The sequence below is a fragment of the Prochlorococcus marinus CUG1438 genome, assembly GCA_017644325.1.
Lineage (GTDB): Bacteria > Cyanobacteriota > Cyanobacteriia > PCC-6307 > Cyanobiaceae > Prochlorococcus_A > Prochlorococcus_A marinus_AA.
Map to the genome: position 1 here is coordinate 420,509 of JAEPLS010000001.1, position 16,329 is coordinate 436,837.

The window sequence follows — 16,329 nt, forward strand, 5'->3', positions numbered from 1 at the left end:
GTTTAGTTTGTTTTAATTTTATCTAAAGGTGAATTTGAAAAAAAATCTAGCAATTCCGATATTGATTCTACTTTATTCATAACTTTGCTTAAAGCGTTGACATTTAAAATAACAGTTTTGGTTGGATAACCTTCAAAAAAATTTATTAGATTAATTTTCCCATCTCCTATCTTAATACCTTGAATTACACTTGATCTTAGGGCTAACATGCCTGTTTTTTTATCAACTGCTTTCGTAGGATGAATTATTGAAGAAAGTCTTGTTAAAAAAACATCTCCTATTTCAGAATATACTAATTTGCTTGCAATAGTAATAGGGACCTCAAAATCTTTGTTTAATACTGATCTAATTTCTTGGTCAGAGGAACCTGTTGTTTTTAAAATTCTTTTTAATTTTTTAGTTGAGTAACCCTCTTCAGCAAATGTTTTTAATGAATCAACTTTTACCGTTCTAGAAAAAATGTTATATATGATTTTAATCTCTTCGGCAGCTTTGACTTTTGAAATATTAAAAATTAATTGACTACTTAAAAAAATAAAAAATACTTTAAGTATCGAAAATTTTCTTAACTTCATTCTAGATATTCGCACCAGCTGCAATTTTTACGATTCTCACCACTCCTTTTTCTGTAACTTTTTTTGCAATTTTTATGCCCATTTCCTTTGTATAAGGTTCGTTTATGAGTCGAGGAACTCTTTTTAGAAAAATATTAATCGAATAACCTGGTATTTTTTCTAAAATTGCCAAAAAGTTTCTTAAGGGTTCAATATACATTATAAGATCATTCAAATTGTTATTTTCATTTGTCACATTTAATTTGATCGAGTTTGGGAGGTACTTATTCAAATTTTTTAGTATTTTTAAACTTAATGAATCAATTTGATTTGTTAAGCTTTCAATTATTTCATTCCTAAGAAAACCACCTTTTTGGGAAAAAAGAAGATTAATTACTTCATCTAAAAGCTTTTCCAAGTCGAGGTTTGTCTGTTTTGCAGCGTTAGAAAGTAGGTCTTCCAAACGGTCCCATTTGAATTTTTTATCATCAAAAAGCATTTCTTTCAAGCTTTCTCTTAGTTGTGGATCAGAATCTTCCATCAATCGCCTGGCAAAATATGGATAAGCTGCGCCTAATATTTTAAAGTTTGGGTCTACACTTAGTGCAATTCCCTCTAGTGTCAGTAGTGATCTAATTATGAGAGCATAATATGGAGGCAATCTAAATGGAAATTTATACATTACTCCTGACATGTCATCTGTGACACTTTTGAAATCCATTTTTGAAACTCCTTGTTCAACAGCATTAATAAAAACTTCTTGAAACGCTGGAACAATAGGTTCAAGGTTAACCTCTTCGGATAAGAATCCTAGTTTTACAAAATCTTGAGACAACTTATCGAAATTTTTATTTACTAAATGTACTACTGCTTGTATTAAACCTGATCTAGAGTCTCTTGACACTTCACTCATCATTCCAAAATCTAAATAACATAACCTGCCATCTTTTAAGGCTAATAAATTACCTGGATGTGGATCAGCATGAAAAAAACCATGCTCTAAAAGTTGTTCTAAACTGCACTGCACTCCTATATCAATCATTTTATCTGGGTCAATGCCTAATTTTTTTACATCTTCTAAATTTGTCAATTTTGTCCCTTCGATCCATTCCATTGTTAAAACTCTTCTAGATGTTATTTTTTTGTAAATCTTTGGTACAGCGATCATTTGATTATGTTTATGCATATTTCTAAACTTTTCTGCATTTTCAGCTTCGTTTAAATAATCCATTTCTTCAAAGACTCTTTTGCCTAATTCATCAATTAATGCCACCAAATCGCTCCTTATTAATCCAATATTATTTTTTAACCAATAAGCAATATTTCTTACTATGTACAGATCTAAAGTTATTTGTTCTCTTAAGCCTGGTCTTTGGACTTTAACTGCAACAACCTCTCCATTTTTTAATTTAGCTTTGTGCACTTGTCCTAAAGAAGCAGCCGAAATTGGCTCTTTGTCAATTTCTAAATAAATTTCATCTACTTTGGAACCTAAATCTTCTTCTATTAATTCCATAGCCTTATCTCCATCAAATCCTGGCAATTGATCTTGTAATTCAGATAATTCCTCCAGAAGAATTCCTGGAATAATATCTGGTCTTGTAGATAAAGCTTGACCTGCTTTAACAAATGCAGGTCCAAGTTCTACTAATAATTTTGTCAATTCTTTAGCTCTATATCTTGCTTGTTTTTTATTCTTTAATCTTCCTGTTAATTTATCCCATCCAATAGAAAAAATATATGCAAAAATTGGAATAAGTGTTTGCCAGAGTCTTTTCAGCAGTCTATTTGGATTTTTTTTATAAATCTTAGAAATTGCTTCTGGATCATAATCAAGTAGTCCAGATATTTCTATAAAATCGGTAAAATCTTCATTCATAACTTTATATATTAAAAACCTTTATTTTTTTAAAAAAGAAGTTAATTTCTTTATATGGAAGATTTATCATGTTAATACAATTAAAGATAGAAAATATTGCCTTAATTGAAATTATAGAAATTAATTTCGAAAAAGGTTTGAATATCATCACTGGTGATTCAGGTTCTGGTAAATCACTAATCTTAGATTCATTAAACGTTTTGTTTGGTGGAACTAATATACCTCTTAAACATTTAATACGTCCAGGAAAAGATAATTGTGTTATTGAGGCAAAATTTTCTTCTTCTTTGCAAATTAATTCATGGTTAATAAGTAATGGATTTGAAGGAGTTTTCTCAGAATTAAAGATTAAAAGGAAATCTTATAAAAAAAATAATAAAATCTTATCCAAATATACTCTTAACAATTTATCGATTAATAAACAATCTCTAGAAGAACTAGGGCGCTTGTTGATAGATTTTGCTGGACAATCAGATACTTTTATTTTCAATTCTCAAGACAAGAGAAGATTAATTATTGATGATTTATGTTCGCAAGAATTGAGAGATACTAATCTTAAGATTCTAAATACATGGGCGGAATGTGAAAATCTAAAAGGATTATTGAATGAAAAAAGAGAAGCTTCTAGGAAACAAGAAGAAAATAATTTAGCAATTGCAGAAATGTTAAATATTTTAGAGCAAGCTAATTTAAACGCTAAAAATGAAATTTTAGAATTAGAGTCAATACAAAATAAACTCGTCAATAATCTCGAAATTAGTAATTCAATTCAATCTTCTTTAGACAACTTAAATAATTTTAGTCATGATCAACCATCAATAGCCTTTTTGATAAATCAATCGATTAAAAGTTTAAATAAAACTGCGGATTTTGATCTAAAGATTCAAACTTTTAGGGAAAAGTTATTAAGTATTCAATCTGATGTTGAAAATTTAATTTTTGATTTAAACTCATATATCCAAGATGTAGAGAATCATGAATCTAATCTTCCAGAAATACAAAAAAGATTATTTTTTTTAAAAAATCTTGAAAGAACTTTTTCCTTAGATCTACCTCAATTAATTGAAAAGCGAGATCAATTTAGGACATTTTTGAATAAAAATGATCATGATATTGAGATTCTTAAGGTAGAAGATCAAATTAAAAAATTACAAAGTAGTTTAGATTCTTTCTTTGATATTCAGTCCTCTGAAAGAAAAATAATTGCTAATCAGCTTCAAAATTCAGTAATGTCTATTTTGCGAAATTTAGGATTAGAGAATGCTAATTTTTCTATTCAATTTTCTGAATGTAATCCTTCTTGTTATGGAATTGATAATATAAATTTCTTATTTTCTGCCAATCCTGATCAGGATCTTGCGCCTTTATCAACAGTTATTTCTGGTGGAGAAATGTCGAGATTCTTATTAGCAATTAAATCTAGTATTTCTAAAAAACCAAACACTTTCTTTTTAGATGAAATAGATAATGGTTTGAGCGGTAAATCTCTGTTTGCCTTGGTGGAGCTTATAAAGGAAATAGCAAAAAATCAACAGGTTTTATGTATTACACATCAACCTTTCCTTGCTGCCGGAGGATCTGCACATTTTAAAGTGCAAAAAAATGTAATCGAGGGAATAACTTATACTTCAATATCAAAATTAAATTCAAAAATACAAAGAAAACAAGAATTAATAGAACTTATTGGAGGTCGTTCTGGCGAGGCAAATGATTACGCTTCTAGACTTCTTGATAGGGAAGCTGCATAAAATAAAAAAAATTCCACTATAATAACCTTTTTAAATCATAAACTAGATTTAAACATGGTTAATAAAATTGATAATAGTTTTGAAGAAGATAATGCAATTAATATCCGAGGAGCTCGTCAGCATAATTTAAAAAATATTGATCTTTCTTTACCAAGAAATAAATTTATAGTTTTTACAGGCGTTAGTGGAAGCGGCAAGAGTTCTTTAGCATTCGATACAATTTTTGCTGAAGGTCAAAGAAGATATGTTGAAAGTCTTTCGGCATATGCAAGGCAATTTTTGGGTCAAGTAGATAAGCCAGATGTTGACAACATTGAGGGTTTATCACCTGCTATTTCAATAGATCAAAAATCAACAAGTCATAATCCTCGATCAACAGTTGGTACAGTAACAGAGATACAAGACTATTTAAGGTTATTGTTTGGTCGGGCTGGTGAGCCACATTGCCATCATTGTGGTATTCCAATAGCACCTCAAACTATTGATGAAATGGTTGATCAAATTCTTTTACTACCTGAAGGTACAAGATATCAATTGTTGGCTCCTGTTGTCAGAGGTAAAAAAGGAACTCATGTAAAATTAATCAGTGGATTAGCTGCGGAGGGTTTCGCGAGAGTAAGAATTAATGGCGAGGTTAGAGAACTTGCCGATAGTATTGAATTAGATAAAAATCAAATTCATAATATTGAGGTTGTTGTTGATCGATTAATTGCAAGAGATGGAATACAAGAAAGGTTGAATGATTCTTTACAAACTTGTCTCAAAAGAGGTGATGGTCTAGCAATAGTAGAAGTTGTTCCAAAAAAGGGAGAAAAATTACCTTCTACTCTAGAGAGAGAAAAACTATACTCAGAAAATTATGCATGTCCTGAACATGGTTCTATTGTTGAGGAACTTTCTCCAAGATTATTTTCCTTTAATAGCCCATATGGTGCATGTCCAGATTGTCATGGGATTGGTTTTTTAAAAAAATTTACTGCCGATAGAGTCATACCAGATAAAACATTACCTGTTTATGCTGCTATAGCGCCTTGGAGCGAAAAAGATAATACTTATTATTTTTCTTTACTGTACTCTGTAGGGCAAGCTTATGGTTTTGAATTAAAAACTCCCTGGAAAGATTTAACTGATTTGCAAAAAAAAGTTTTACTTCTCGGTTCAGATAAACCAATACTAATTCAAGCTGATAGCCGTTTTAAAACTTCTAGTGGTTTTGAAAGACCTTTTGAGGGAATTTTGCCAATATTAGAAAGACAATTGAATGAAGCTAATGGAGAATCAGTTAAGCAAAAATTAGAAAAGTATTTAGAGTTAGTTCCTTGTAAGACGTGCAATGGAAAAAGATTAAGACCTGAGGCTCTTGCAGTTAAAATTGGGCCATATAACATAACTGACTTAACTTCTATAAGCGTTTCTGAAACCTTAACTCATGTAGAGCGCATTATGGGTATAAGCAAGACTAAGAAGGAAAATATATCGTTGTCAGAAAAACAAAAGCAGATAGGTGAATTAGTTTTAAAAGAGATTCGTTTACGTTTGAAATTTTTAATTAATGTTGGTTTAGATTATCTAACTTTAGATAGACCCGCCATGACTTTATCTGGCGGAGAGGCTCAGCGTATTAGGTTAGCTACTCAAATAGGTGCAGGCCTGACTGGTGTTTTATATGTATTAGATGAACCAAGTATTGGTTTACATCAGAGAGATAATGACAGATTATTAGAAACTTTAAAAAGTTTAAGAGACTTGGGAAATACTCTAGTTGTTGTTGAACATGATGAAGATACTATGAAATCCGCAGATTATTTAGTAGATATTGGTCCAGGGGCGGGTGTTTATGGTGGTGAAATTATTGCTAAAGGATCATATCAAGATGTCTTGCAATCTGAGAAGTCATTAACTGGGGCTTATCTCAGTGGCAGGAGGTCTATTCCTACCCCTAAAGAACGCAGATCATCTGTTAAAAAGAGTTTAATTTTAAATAATTGTTCAAAAAATAATTTAAAGGATATATCTGTAGAGTTTCCTTTAGGAAGACTAATTTCTGTAACTGGTGTTAGTGGTAGTGGGAAAAGTACCTTGATAAATGAGTTGCTTCACCCTGCATTGTGTCATTCTTTAGGTTTAAAAGTTCCTTTTCCCCAAGGTGTAAAGGAGTTAAAGGGTATAAAGGCAATTGATAAAGTTATCGTTATTGATCAATCTCCAATAGGACGAACACCAAGATCAAATCCTGCTACCTACACAGGTGCTTTTGATCCTATAAGGCAGATATTTACTGCCACAGTGGAAGCCAAAGCAAGAGGTTATCAGGCTGGTCAGTTTAGCTTTAATGTGAAAGGTGGAAGATGTGAAGCGTGTAAAGGTCAGGGAGTTAATGTTATCGAAATGAATTTTTTACCTGATGTATATGTTCAATGTGAAGTTTGCAAAGGAGCTCGCTTTAATAGGGAAACTCTTCAAGTTAAATATAAAGGTTTTAATATATCTGACGTTTTAGAAATGACTGTTGAACAAGCGGCAGAAACTTTTTCTGCTATACCTGCAGCTGCTGATAGATTATCTACATTAGTAGATGTGGGCTTAGGATATGTCAAATTAGGTCAACCTGCTCCTACATTATCTGGCGGAGAGGCCCAAAGAGTTAAGTTAGCTACAGAATTATCGAAAAGGGCGACTGGCAAAACTTTATATTTGATTGATGAACCAACTACAGGTCTAAGTTTTTATGACGTCCATAAATTAATGGATGTAATACAACGTTTGGTAGATAAAGGTAATTCTGTAATTGTTATCGAACATAACTTAGATGTAATTAGATGCTCTGATTGGATTATTGACCTAGGGCCTGATGGAGGAGATAAAGGTGGCGAGATTATTGTCGAAGGTATTCCTGAAGACGTAGCTAAACATCCCGCTAGTCATACCGCTAAATATCTTAAAAAAGTTCTTTAATAAAAATTTTTTTGTTGTATTTCTTTGTAATTTTAATTATCCTCTAAAAATAAGAGTTCTCTTTAAATGAGTACTATATCAGTCTGTACCTGCTTTTTAAAAAACTTTTGGATTAAAAACATTTAAAATCATAATCCTTTCTTAATATTTCCTTAGAAAATTCAGCTTATTTGTATTAAAGGCGTTGATCTGAGGATTTGCTGAATGAGGTTTAAATTTTTACATTTACATTTACATGGTCTTATACGCTCTAAAAATCTTGAATTAGGTAAAGATGCAGATACAGGAGGGCAAACACAATACGTTTTAGAGTTAGTTAAAAGTTTGGCTAATACTTCAGATGTTGATCAAGTAGATTTAGTTACTCGCTTAATCAACGACCCTAAAGTAGACGATGAATATTCACAAGAAGAGGAGTTTGTAGAGCCTGGAGTGAAAATTTTAAGATTTAAATTTGGACCTAATAAATATATAAGAAAGGAATTGCTTTGGCCGTATTTAGATTTTTTATCTGAAAGTCTTATCTCTTACTATAAAAAAAATGAAAAGCCTAATTTTATTCATGCACATTATGCAGATGCTGGATATGTCGGAGTTAAACTGAGTAAATCTTTAAAAGTACCACTTATTTTTACGGGGCATTCTTTAGGAAGAGAAAAAAAGAGGAAATTGCTTGATACTGGCCTAAAAACTAATCAAATAGAAAAGCTTTATTTCATAAGTCAAAGAATTGAGGCAGAAGAAAAAGCGTTAAAGTCCGCAGATATTGTTGTTACCAGCACTAAACAAGAGTCAATTTATCAATATTCCCAATATTCTTCTTTTTCACCACATAAAGCTAAAGTAATTCCTCCTGGAGTAGATCATAAAAAGTTTCATCATATTCACTCAACAACAGAGACAGCTGAAATAGACAATATGATGAAACCTTTCCTAATGGATTCTTCAAAACCTCCATTATTGGCAATTTCTAGAGCCGTAAGAAGAAAAAATATTCCTTCTTTAATCGAGGCATACGGAAAATCTGAAAAATTAAAACGAAAAACTAATTTAATTTTGATTTTGGGTTGTCGAGATAATACTTCAAAACTTGACCTTCAACAAAAAGATGTCTTCCATAATATTTTTGAAATGATTGATAAATATAATTTATACGGAAAGGTAGCCTATCCAAAAAAACATCTTCCAAGTCAGATTCCTTCTATTTATCGGTGGGCTGCCAGCAGAGGTGGTGTATTTGTAAATCCAGCTTTAACAGAGCCTTTTGGTTTAACTCTTCTTGAGGCTTCTTCATGTGGATTGCCAATAATATCAACAAATGATGGAGGACCAAAAGAAATTCGCTCGAAATGTGAAAATGGACTTTTAGTAGACGTTACTGACATTAATAAGTTGAAAGTTATTCTTGAACAGGGAATTTCAAATAATGATCAGTGGAAATTATGGAGTAGAAATGGAATTGAGGGTGTCAATAGACATTTTAGTTGGAACACTCACGTAAGCAGTTATTTATCAATACTTAAAGAAAAGTTCTCAAACTCAAATAGTTATTCTTCGTCAGATATTAAACAGAGTTGCTTAAAAGGAAGTTCTTCACTAATAAAACCCCATTGATCAAATACTTTAGGGTCATGGTGCAGAATAAGCTGGTTGTTATGTTTTTTCTTAAGCTTGAAGCCTTTTTGAGATAGTTTTTTCATTAAGTTAGCGGTTTCTTCAAATCTTGATGCCATTGCATCTAGACTTGAGCAATCACTTGTTAGTCCATTATCTTTCCATGTAAAAAAACTCATGGCAAATTTTTAAAGATTGATTTTTAAAACTATACCTAAAATTATAAGTAAAATGTTGATTTTCCAAAAATTTTCAACTATCTTTTCTTCTTTTACTCCCTTAAGTTCAAAATGGTGATGTAGTGGTGTCATCAAAAATATACGTTTACCTTTGAGAAATAATTTTTTTGTAATTTTAAAAAATCCCACTTGAATCATTACTGATAAAGATTCAATAATAAAGATTCCTGAGAAAATAGATAAGCTAAAAATGCTATTAGTTATTAACGCTATAGAAGCTAGAATTGCGCCAATACTTAATGATCCGGTGTCACCCATAAATATTTTTGCAGGGTAACTATTGTATTTGAGAAATCCTAAGCATATGCCAGACATTGAATAGCATAAGATACTAAAAACAATAAGTTCCTGTTGCTCTTTCAATAAAATTTCTGTCCCTAATCCAAAAAAGATAATCCCACTGCATCCAGCCGCTAAACCATCTAGTCCATCAGTCAAATTCACTGAATTACTTATTCCAACAAGCACTAGAAAAGAAATGGGCAATATGAAAATATTCATATTTATTCCCCATGAGTCTGATATTAAAATTAGTGGATTTATTAAATTCTTTTCATAGGCTAAAAATATAAAAATTATTGAAATAATGCTTTGTAAGATAAATTTTTCTTTTGTTTTTAACCCCGTGTTCTCTTTGTTTTTAAAGCTTAAAAAATCATCCCAAAAACCTATCATAAAGTAACCTAAAGTAGCTAGAAATAGGAGGAATAAATTAAGGGAATTTAAATTTATAGTTAATATTAATAGAAAAATTAAAAAAGGAACTATCATTAAGATTCCTCCCATTGTAGGGGTGTCACGCTTTTTAAAGTGATTAGAAGGGCCTTCAGTCCTAATATTTTGAAGTAAATTTAGTTTTTTGATTATTTTTAAACCATTCTTTGTTGTATATAAAGAAATAAAAAAAAATAAAGTATAAACTCCAAAAAAAATAAAATTTTTGAAAAAATAGGATGTTACTATTAAAGCAAAAGTATTTATTATTAATAACGATTTATAGTTAAATTCTTTAATCTTCCCAATCATCTTCTGAAGGGTCTTCTTCAGTTTTGTAGTCTTCTTTTTCTCCCATAAGTGCGGAAAGTTCTTCCTCTTCTATTGTACTAATTTCTTGAGAATCTCCTGCATTTTCAGCAATAAGCCTTCCTGTATTTTCAAGCCAAGATAATAGATCTGGTTCGTCTCTTAATGGCAAAACTGGAGCCGGATCATCTCTGTGGTAACAAGTTAATGCGGGATTAACTTCAGAAATATCGTCTAATCTAATTTTTAGTTTATTTGAATCCATTAAAGTAAGTGTCCTACATATAAGATAATACATAATGATGCACTCGAAAAACTTTGTTTTATAAAGGAAATTTAGAATTCTTATTTATTTGGTCAATTTCATTATTTTTGTCTGGATTATTTAAGATTATTGGATATTTAAATCCCAATATTTTGTTAATTAATAACTTTCTTATATTATTTCTAGTTTTTGGTCCAGCTCTTTTAGTTACAATAATATTAGTTTTTAATAAGCTTTCAAATTCTTAATTACGTCAAAAATTTAAATTTATGGAGCAAATTTAAATGCAGCAGGTAAAAAAAGTTGTACTAGCATATTCTGGGGGCGTTGATACGAGCGTTTGTATTCCATATCTAAAGAATGAGTATGGCATCTCAGAAGTAGTAACTTTTGTTGCAGATCTTGGACAAGGCGAGAATTTGGATCTTATTAGGCAAAAAGCTTTAGATTCGGGTGCATCTCAATCAATCGTTGGTAATTTAGTTAATAGTTTTGTTGAAAGATTCGCTTTCCCAGCTATTAGAGCAAATGCATTATATTTAGATAAATATCCTTTATCTACAGCTCTTGCTAGGCCTTTAATTGCTGAAAATTTAGTAGATATTGCCCGACAGATTAATGCTGATGCAGTAGCTCATGGTTGTACTGGTAAAGGCAATGATCAAGTTCGATTTGATTTGGCAATTAATGCTTTAGGGCCTGATTTGAAAATAATTACTCCTGCAAGGGAGTGGAATATGAGTAGGGAAGAGGCCATAGTTTATGGAGAAAAATTTGGTATTCCTGCACCAGTATCTAAAAAATCACCATATTCAATAGATGTCAACTTGCTTGGTAGAAGCATTGAGGCGGGGATTTTAGAAGATCCAATGCAAGAAGTGCCTGAAGATATATTTGCTATGACATCATCAATTGATAATTCACCTGATTCCCCTCAAGATATCGAGATTCGCTTTAAAAATGGTTTTCCAGTTGGAATTAATGATGAATTTTTAACTCCAGTAGAGATTATTCAAAAAGCAAACGATCTTGCAGGTGCTCATGGTTTTGGAAGAATAGATATGATTGAAGATCGAGTAGTAGGTATTAAAAGTAGAGAGATTTACGAAACACCAGGTCTTTTACTTTTAATCAAAGCTCACAAAGAATTAGAGAGTATTACATTAAATCCAGATGTCGTTGATTTTAAAGGAATAGTAGAAAAGAAATGGGGTCAATTAGTCTATCAAGGTTTTTGGTTTGGACCCCTTAAGGATAGTTTAGACGCCTTTATTTCATCGACTCAAACTTCAGTTAATGGAAAAGTGAAGATTAGACTTTATAAAGGGAACGCAATAGTAATTGGTAGAATGTCGGAAAATAATTCACTTTACAGGGAAGATTTGGCAACTTATAGCAAAGACGATGTTTTTAATCATTCTCTAGCTGAAGGTTTTATCTATATGTGGGGTATGTCTAATAAAATTTGGGCTGAGTTAAATTCAAAAACGAAAAATTAATATTTAAGATTCTGCATTCTCTTTGGTTTCAGTCTCATCTTTTACCGAAGTTGAAGTATTTGCGCTTACTACTGTTTCTTTTTCCTTAGATTCAATTTTCGATTCTGGATTCTCTTTATTATCTGCTTGAGCTGAATTCTTTGTAGAAGATCTTGGAGTTGGCAAAGGACCTTCTTGTTTTACGGTCATATATCTAATGACATCTTCACTAAGTCTCATAGCTTTTTCGATTTTGAAAATATGTTGTCCATCACCTTGATGACTGAGTTGGACGTAAATACCTTCTCTATGTTTTGATATTTGATAGGCTAATCTTCTTTTCCCCCTCATTTGACTGTCGAGAATTGTTCCGCCGAATTCTTCTAAAAGCTTATTGTACTTATCAATGTGGTTAGTTACTTCATCTTCCGCAATATCAGGGCGGAGGATGTACATGGTTTCGTAATAAGATTGCTGTTCGTTCATTGTTTCAGACAAGGTCTTTGGCTCATAAATTGATGTGATGAGCGTCTGTTCATATTTAACGATACATCATGATGTGCAATTCCTTGAAAATTACAATCAAATATACTTTTTAAGTGCGTCATTCATAATATGAAAAGGTACTTCTAAGCCATTTGTCCAAAATGATAATGATTTCATTCCTTGAGCAACGAGCATTTGCAAACCATCGATAGTCATGCATCCTTTGTTGGCACTAAATTTCAATAGATGAGTTGGAGCTGGGTTGTAAATTAAATCATAAACAATTGTTTTTGAGTTAAGAGATCTCCAAAAAGACTCCCCATACGGCATTACATTTATTTCATGATTAGCTGTTTTCATGCCTACTGGTGTTGTATTGACAAGTAAATCTGCTTCTTCAATCAATTTTTGAGCTTGATTATCATTATTTAACAAACCCTGAATTTTAATTTGATTTTCAAAATTTTTTATTAATTCATTTAGTGATGATTTGTTCCTTGATACTACTGAAATTCCAGAAAGTTTTAAATTTATTAATCCTTGAATAACAGATCGTGCTGCACCACCTGAGCCAAGGACAATCGCTTGTTTTTTGTTTAAGTTTAAATTCTTTAATGGATAAATAAATCCTTCTACATCTGTATTTGTTCCGCTCCATTCTTTTTCAGAGTTCAATTTAAGAGTATTAATTGCTTTCAGCTTGCTTGCAATAGGTGAAATTTCACTACAGAGGTTAAATACTTTTTCTTTATGAGGAATTGTAATATTTAAACCTTTGCAGTTAATTTTTTTTAAAGAATTCAGAACCAATTCTAGATCTTCATCTTTGCAAGGTATAGCAATATAAATTAAATCTAAGCCTAAATGTTGAAGGGCAGCATTTTGCATAATTGGTGACAGGGAATGCCTTACTGGATTGCCGATTAATGCAATAAAAGATGTCTTACTTGAAATCATGTTTAGAATTTTTTCTTAAAAAATAACAATCTGTTCGGGAACCACACCCCGTCTTTGAGTAACAATAATGACGCTGATGACCGATTATGGAGAATATCAAATATGAGAATTTACCCATGGGTAAGGTTGTAGGAATCGATTTAGGAACAACTAACAGTTGTGTCGCAGTAATGGAAGGTGGTAAACCTACTGTAATAGCAAATGCTGAAGGTTTCAGAACTACTCCATCAGTTGTTGCATATACAAAAAACCAAGATCAGCTTGTTGGACAAATCGCAAAAAGACAAGCTGTCATGAACCCTGAAAACACTTTTTATTCCGCAAAGCGTTTTGTTGGTAGAAGAGTTGATGAGGTAAATGAAGAATCTAAGGAAGTCAGTTATTCAGTAGAAAAATCTGGTTCTAGTGTCAAATTAAAGTGTCCTATTTTGGACAAGCAGTTTTCACCTGAAGAGGTAAGTTCTCAAGTTTTAAGAAAGTTAGCAGATGATGCAGGTAAATACCTCGGTGAAAAAGTTACACAGGCTGTAATTACTGTTCCAGCTTATTTTAATGACTCTCAAAGACAGGCTACAAAAGATGCAGGAAAGATTGCAGGTTTAGAAGTTCTAAGAATTGTTAATGAGCCAACGGCTGCAGCCCTTGCATATGGTTTGGATAAAGAAAATGAAAAAATTCTTGTTTTTGATTTAGGAGGAGGAACTTTTGACGTTTCAGTTATTGAAGCTGGTGATGGAGTAACTGAAGTTCTATCTACATCTGGAGATACACATTTAGGTGGTGATGATTTTGATAGATGTATCGTAGATCATTTAGCAAGTACTTTTAAATCAAACGAAGGAATTGATCTTAGACAAGATAAGCAGGCTTTACAACGACTTACTGAAGCGGCAGAAAAAGCAAAAATTGAGCTTTCAAATGCCACTCAAAGCGAAATAAATTTACCGTTTATCACGGCTACCCCTGAAGGTCCAAAACATTTAGATTTGAACCTAACTAGAGCAAAATTTGAGGAATTAGCAGCTTCTTTAATAGATAGGTGTAAAACACCAGTTGAGAGAGCTATTAGTGATGCAAAAATCTCTACTAGTGAAATTGATGAAGTTGTTATGGTCGGAGGTTCATCCAGGATACCTGCTGTTTTAGACTTAGTAAAAAAAATAATAGGTAAGGAACCAAATCAAACTGTTAATCCTGATGAAGTAGTTGCTGTTGGAGCAGCTATTCAAGGTGGTGTTTTAGCAGGTGAAGTTAAAGATATATTATTGCTTGATGTCACTCCACTTTCTTTAGGGGTAGAAACTTTAGGTGGGGTTATGACAAAAATGATAAATAGAAATACTACAGTTCCTACAAAGAAATCAGAGACATATTCAACTGCTGTAGACGGTCAAACCAACGTTGAAATACATGTATTACAGGGTGAAAGAGAAATGGCATCTGATAACAAAAGCTTAGGAACTTTTAGATTAGATGGTATACCATCAGCACCAAGAGGTGTCCCCCAAATTGAAGTGACATTTGATATAGATGCTAACGGTATCCTTAGTGTTACAGCTAAAGATAAAGGAAGTGGTAAAGAGCAAAGCATTTCTATTACTGGTGCTTCTACTTTGTCTGATAATGAGGTAGAAAAAATGGTTAAAGATGCAGAATCAAATGCATCGGCAGATAAAGAAAAAAGAGAAAAAATTGATTTAAAGAACCAATCTGAGACACTTGTTTATCAGACAGAAAAGCAACTTGGTGAATTGGGAGATAAAATTGATGCTGCAGCAAAATCTAAAGTTGAAGAAAAAAGTAATGCTCTAAAAGAAGCAACCTCAAAAGAGGACTATGAATCAATGAAAAAACTTCTTGAAGAACTTCAACAAGAACTATATGCCGTTGGCTCATCCGTTTATCAGCAACCAGGTAACCAGCCTCCAACACCTGGTTCCGCAAGCGGCCCTGATCAGACTGATTCAAGTGATAAAGGTGGTGATGATGTAATTGATGCAGACTTTACTGAATCAAAAGATTAGGAAAAGTAATTTTTAATTTCATTAGCAACCCATTTAGAACAAGCTGGCGCAAGTAAAATCCCATTTTTATAGAAACCTGTACAAATAATTAGCCCCTTTCCTAAATTTTTCATTATTGGTGAAGGCTCACCTTCAGGTCTAGACCTTACTCCAAACCATGTTTTTGTGACTTGACCATTGATAAGCCAAGTTGGCTTTTTATCTAGACAATTTGTAAGTTTCTCAAAAATATTTTTTTCTGGCTTTGTATTATATTCGTCCGTTGAACCAATAATAAGTTTGTTTTTTGATATCGGAATAATATTTTTGCCATTTATATTGAATTGTTTTGGAAGTGTTAATAAATCAACTTCTGAATCATTTATGGCAAATTCCATAGCTTGACCTAGAACAGGTTTTAATTTTATGTTGTGGGAGAGGTTATTTATTAAATCAACAGCTTTTATAGAATTACACAAAATAACTATGTCAGATTTGATGTCTTTATTGGTTTTTGTTGTTGAAATCCATTGATTGTTTGATTTTCTGATTCTTATTATTTCTTCATTTACAAAATTTATTTTTTTATTTTTTAGATATTTGCCTAAAGTTTTTAGTAGAGATACAGCATTTATTCTTCCATCGTTGAAAGATATCATTCCTTTTAAATTTTTTGTTTGAAATATTTTATTTATATTTTGGATAATTATTGAGTCACTTTCTAAAATTCGTAAATTCGGATCATTATTTTCATAAATAAATTTTTCTAATTTTTTAAACTTTTCTTCATTTGTAGTTAGTTGTATTAATGGTTTTGCGATGTTTAATTCATAATTAAATTTTTGCAGAAATTTAATCCATTTTGGCCATAATTCAATGCTTTGTTCCCTGAGATCCCAGCTTCTACCCTTCCTTTTTTGGTACATATTACCCATTAGTAGGCCTAAAGCCGCATTGCTACTATTTTCTTGTTCAGCAGGATCTATTATTGTTATCTGGAAGCCTAATTCTGACAATTCTAAGGCATTAAATTTTCCTATAATCCCGGATCCAATAATAACTATGTGTGCCTTTTGAAAATTCTTTTTTAAGCTTTTCATTGATATATTAGATATACTTGTTTACTTG

General features: G+C 31.7%; 13 protein-coding genes. 5 read left to right on the forward strand and 8 right to left on the reverse strand.

Going from position 1 to position 16,329, the window contains the following annotated elements:
* Window positions 1-2: 2 nt before the first annotated feature.
* Entirely contained in the window at window positions 3-575 is a 573-nt protein-coding gene (locus JJ847_02405; GenBank protein ID MBO6959738.1) for an alpha/beta hydrolase, read from the reverse strand.
* A 1-nt stretch (window position 576) separates the two neighbouring features.
* The gene (locus JJ847_02410) at window positions 577-2,433 is read right to left on the reverse strand and encodes an AarF/ABC1/UbiB kinase family protein (GenBank protein MBO6959739.1); all 1,857 of its coding nucleotides are present in this window, start codon (window positions 2,431-2,433) and stop codon (window positions 577-579) included.
* A 68-nt stretch (window positions 2,434-2,501) separates the two neighbouring features.
* Between JJ847_02410 and JJ847_02415 the strand changes: the two genes are divergently transcribed.
* From JJ847_02415 to JJ847_02425, 3 genes are all read left to right on the forward strand, one after another.
* Window positions 2,502-4,181: an AAA family ATPase gene (locus JJ847_02415; protein MBO6959740.1), complete on the forward strand. Its 1,680-nt coding sequence runs from the start codon at window positions 2,502-2,504 to the stop codon at window positions 4,179-4,181.
* Between the two features lie 54 nt (window positions 4,182-4,235).
* Window positions 4,236-7,136, forward strand: a complete 2,901-nt coding sequence (gene uvrA, locus JJ847_02420) for an excinuclease ABC subunit UvrA (protein ID MBO6959741.1) — start codon at window positions 4,236-4,238, stop codon at window positions 7,134-7,136.
* Between the two features lie 204 nt (window positions 7,137-7,340).
* Complete coding sequence (locus tag JJ847_02425; GenBank protein ID MBO6959742.1) at window positions 7,341-8,750, forward strand: glycosyltransferase; 1,410 nt, start codon at window positions 7,341-7,343, stop codon at window positions 8,748-8,750.
* Here the strand turns inward: JJ847_02425 and JJ847_02430 are convergent.
* The 3 genes from JJ847_02430 to JJ847_02440 are packed head-to-tail and all read right to left on the reverse strand — an operon-like array spanning window position 8,684 to window position 10,277.
* Complete coding sequence (locus tag JJ847_02430; GenBank protein ID MBO6959743.1) at window positions 8,684-8,929, reverse strand: hypothetical protein; 246 nt, start codon at window positions 8,927-8,929, stop codon at window positions 8,684-8,686. The two genes, JJ847_02425 and JJ847_02430, sit on opposite strands and share 67 nt — an antisense overlap.
* Window positions 8,930-8,938: 9 nt before the next feature.
* On the reverse strand, window positions 8,939-10,015 hold the full coding sequence (locus JJ847_02435; protein MBO6959744.1) for a phospho-N-acetylmuramoyl-pentapeptide-transferase: 1,077 nt from the start codon (window positions 10,013-10,015) through the stop codon (window positions 8,939-8,941).
* On the reverse strand, window positions 9,999-10,277 hold the full coding sequence (locus JJ847_02440) for a DUF3134 domain-containing protein (GenBank protein ID MBO6959745.1): 279 nt from the start codon (window positions 10,275-10,277) through the stop codon (window positions 9,999-10,001). Before JJ847_02440 ends, JJ847_02435 begins: the two co-directional genes overlap by 17 nt.
* Before the next feature lie 284 nt (window positions 10,278-10,561).
* On the opposite strand from JJ847_02440, the gene JJ847_02445 reads away from it, so the two are divergent.
* On the forward strand, window positions 10,562-11,776 hold the full coding sequence (locus JJ847_02445; GenBank protein MBO6959746.1) for an argininosuccinate synthase: 1,215 nt from the start codon (window positions 10,562-10,564) through the stop codon (window positions 11,774-11,776).
* A 3-nt stretch (window positions 11,777-11,779) separates the two neighbouring features.
* On the opposite strand, the gene JJ847_02450 is transcribed toward JJ847_02445, so the two are convergent.
* Together JJ847_02450 and JJ847_02455 are read right to left on the reverse strand one after the other, a co-directional pair.
* On the reverse strand, window positions 11,780-12,241 hold the full coding sequence (locus JJ847_02450) for a 30S ribosomal protein S6 (protein ID MBO6959747.1): 462 nt from the start codon (window positions 12,239-12,241) through the stop codon (window positions 11,780-11,782).
* Window positions 12,242-12,337: 96 nt separating this feature from the next.
* Window positions 12,338-13,198, reverse strand: coding sequence for a shikimate dehydrogenase (locus JJ847_02455; GenBank protein MBO6959748.1), 861 nt, complete (start codon window positions 13,196-13,198; stop codon window positions 12,338-12,340).
* 116 nt (window positions 13,199-13,314) lie between these two features.
* Here JJ847_02455 and dnaK point away from each other — a divergent pair, with 116 nt between their 5' ends.
* Complete coding sequence (gene dnaK / locus JJ847_02460) at window positions 13,315-15,222, forward strand: molecular chaperone DnaK (GenBank protein MBO6959749.1); 1,908 nt, start codon at window positions 13,315-13,317, stop codon at window positions 15,220-15,222.
* On the opposite strand, the gene JJ847_02465 is transcribed toward dnaK, so the two are convergent.
* Window positions 15,219-16,301 carry an FAD-binding oxidoreductase gene (locus JJ847_02465; GenBank protein MBO6959750.1) on the reverse strand — a complete coding sequence of 361 codons (1,083 nt, stop codon included), beginning with the start codon at window positions 16,299-16,301 and terminating at the stop codon, window positions 15,219-15,221. The two genes, dnaK and JJ847_02465, sit on opposite strands and share 4 nt — an antisense overlap.
* Window positions 16,302-16,329 lie beyond the last annotated feature (28 nt).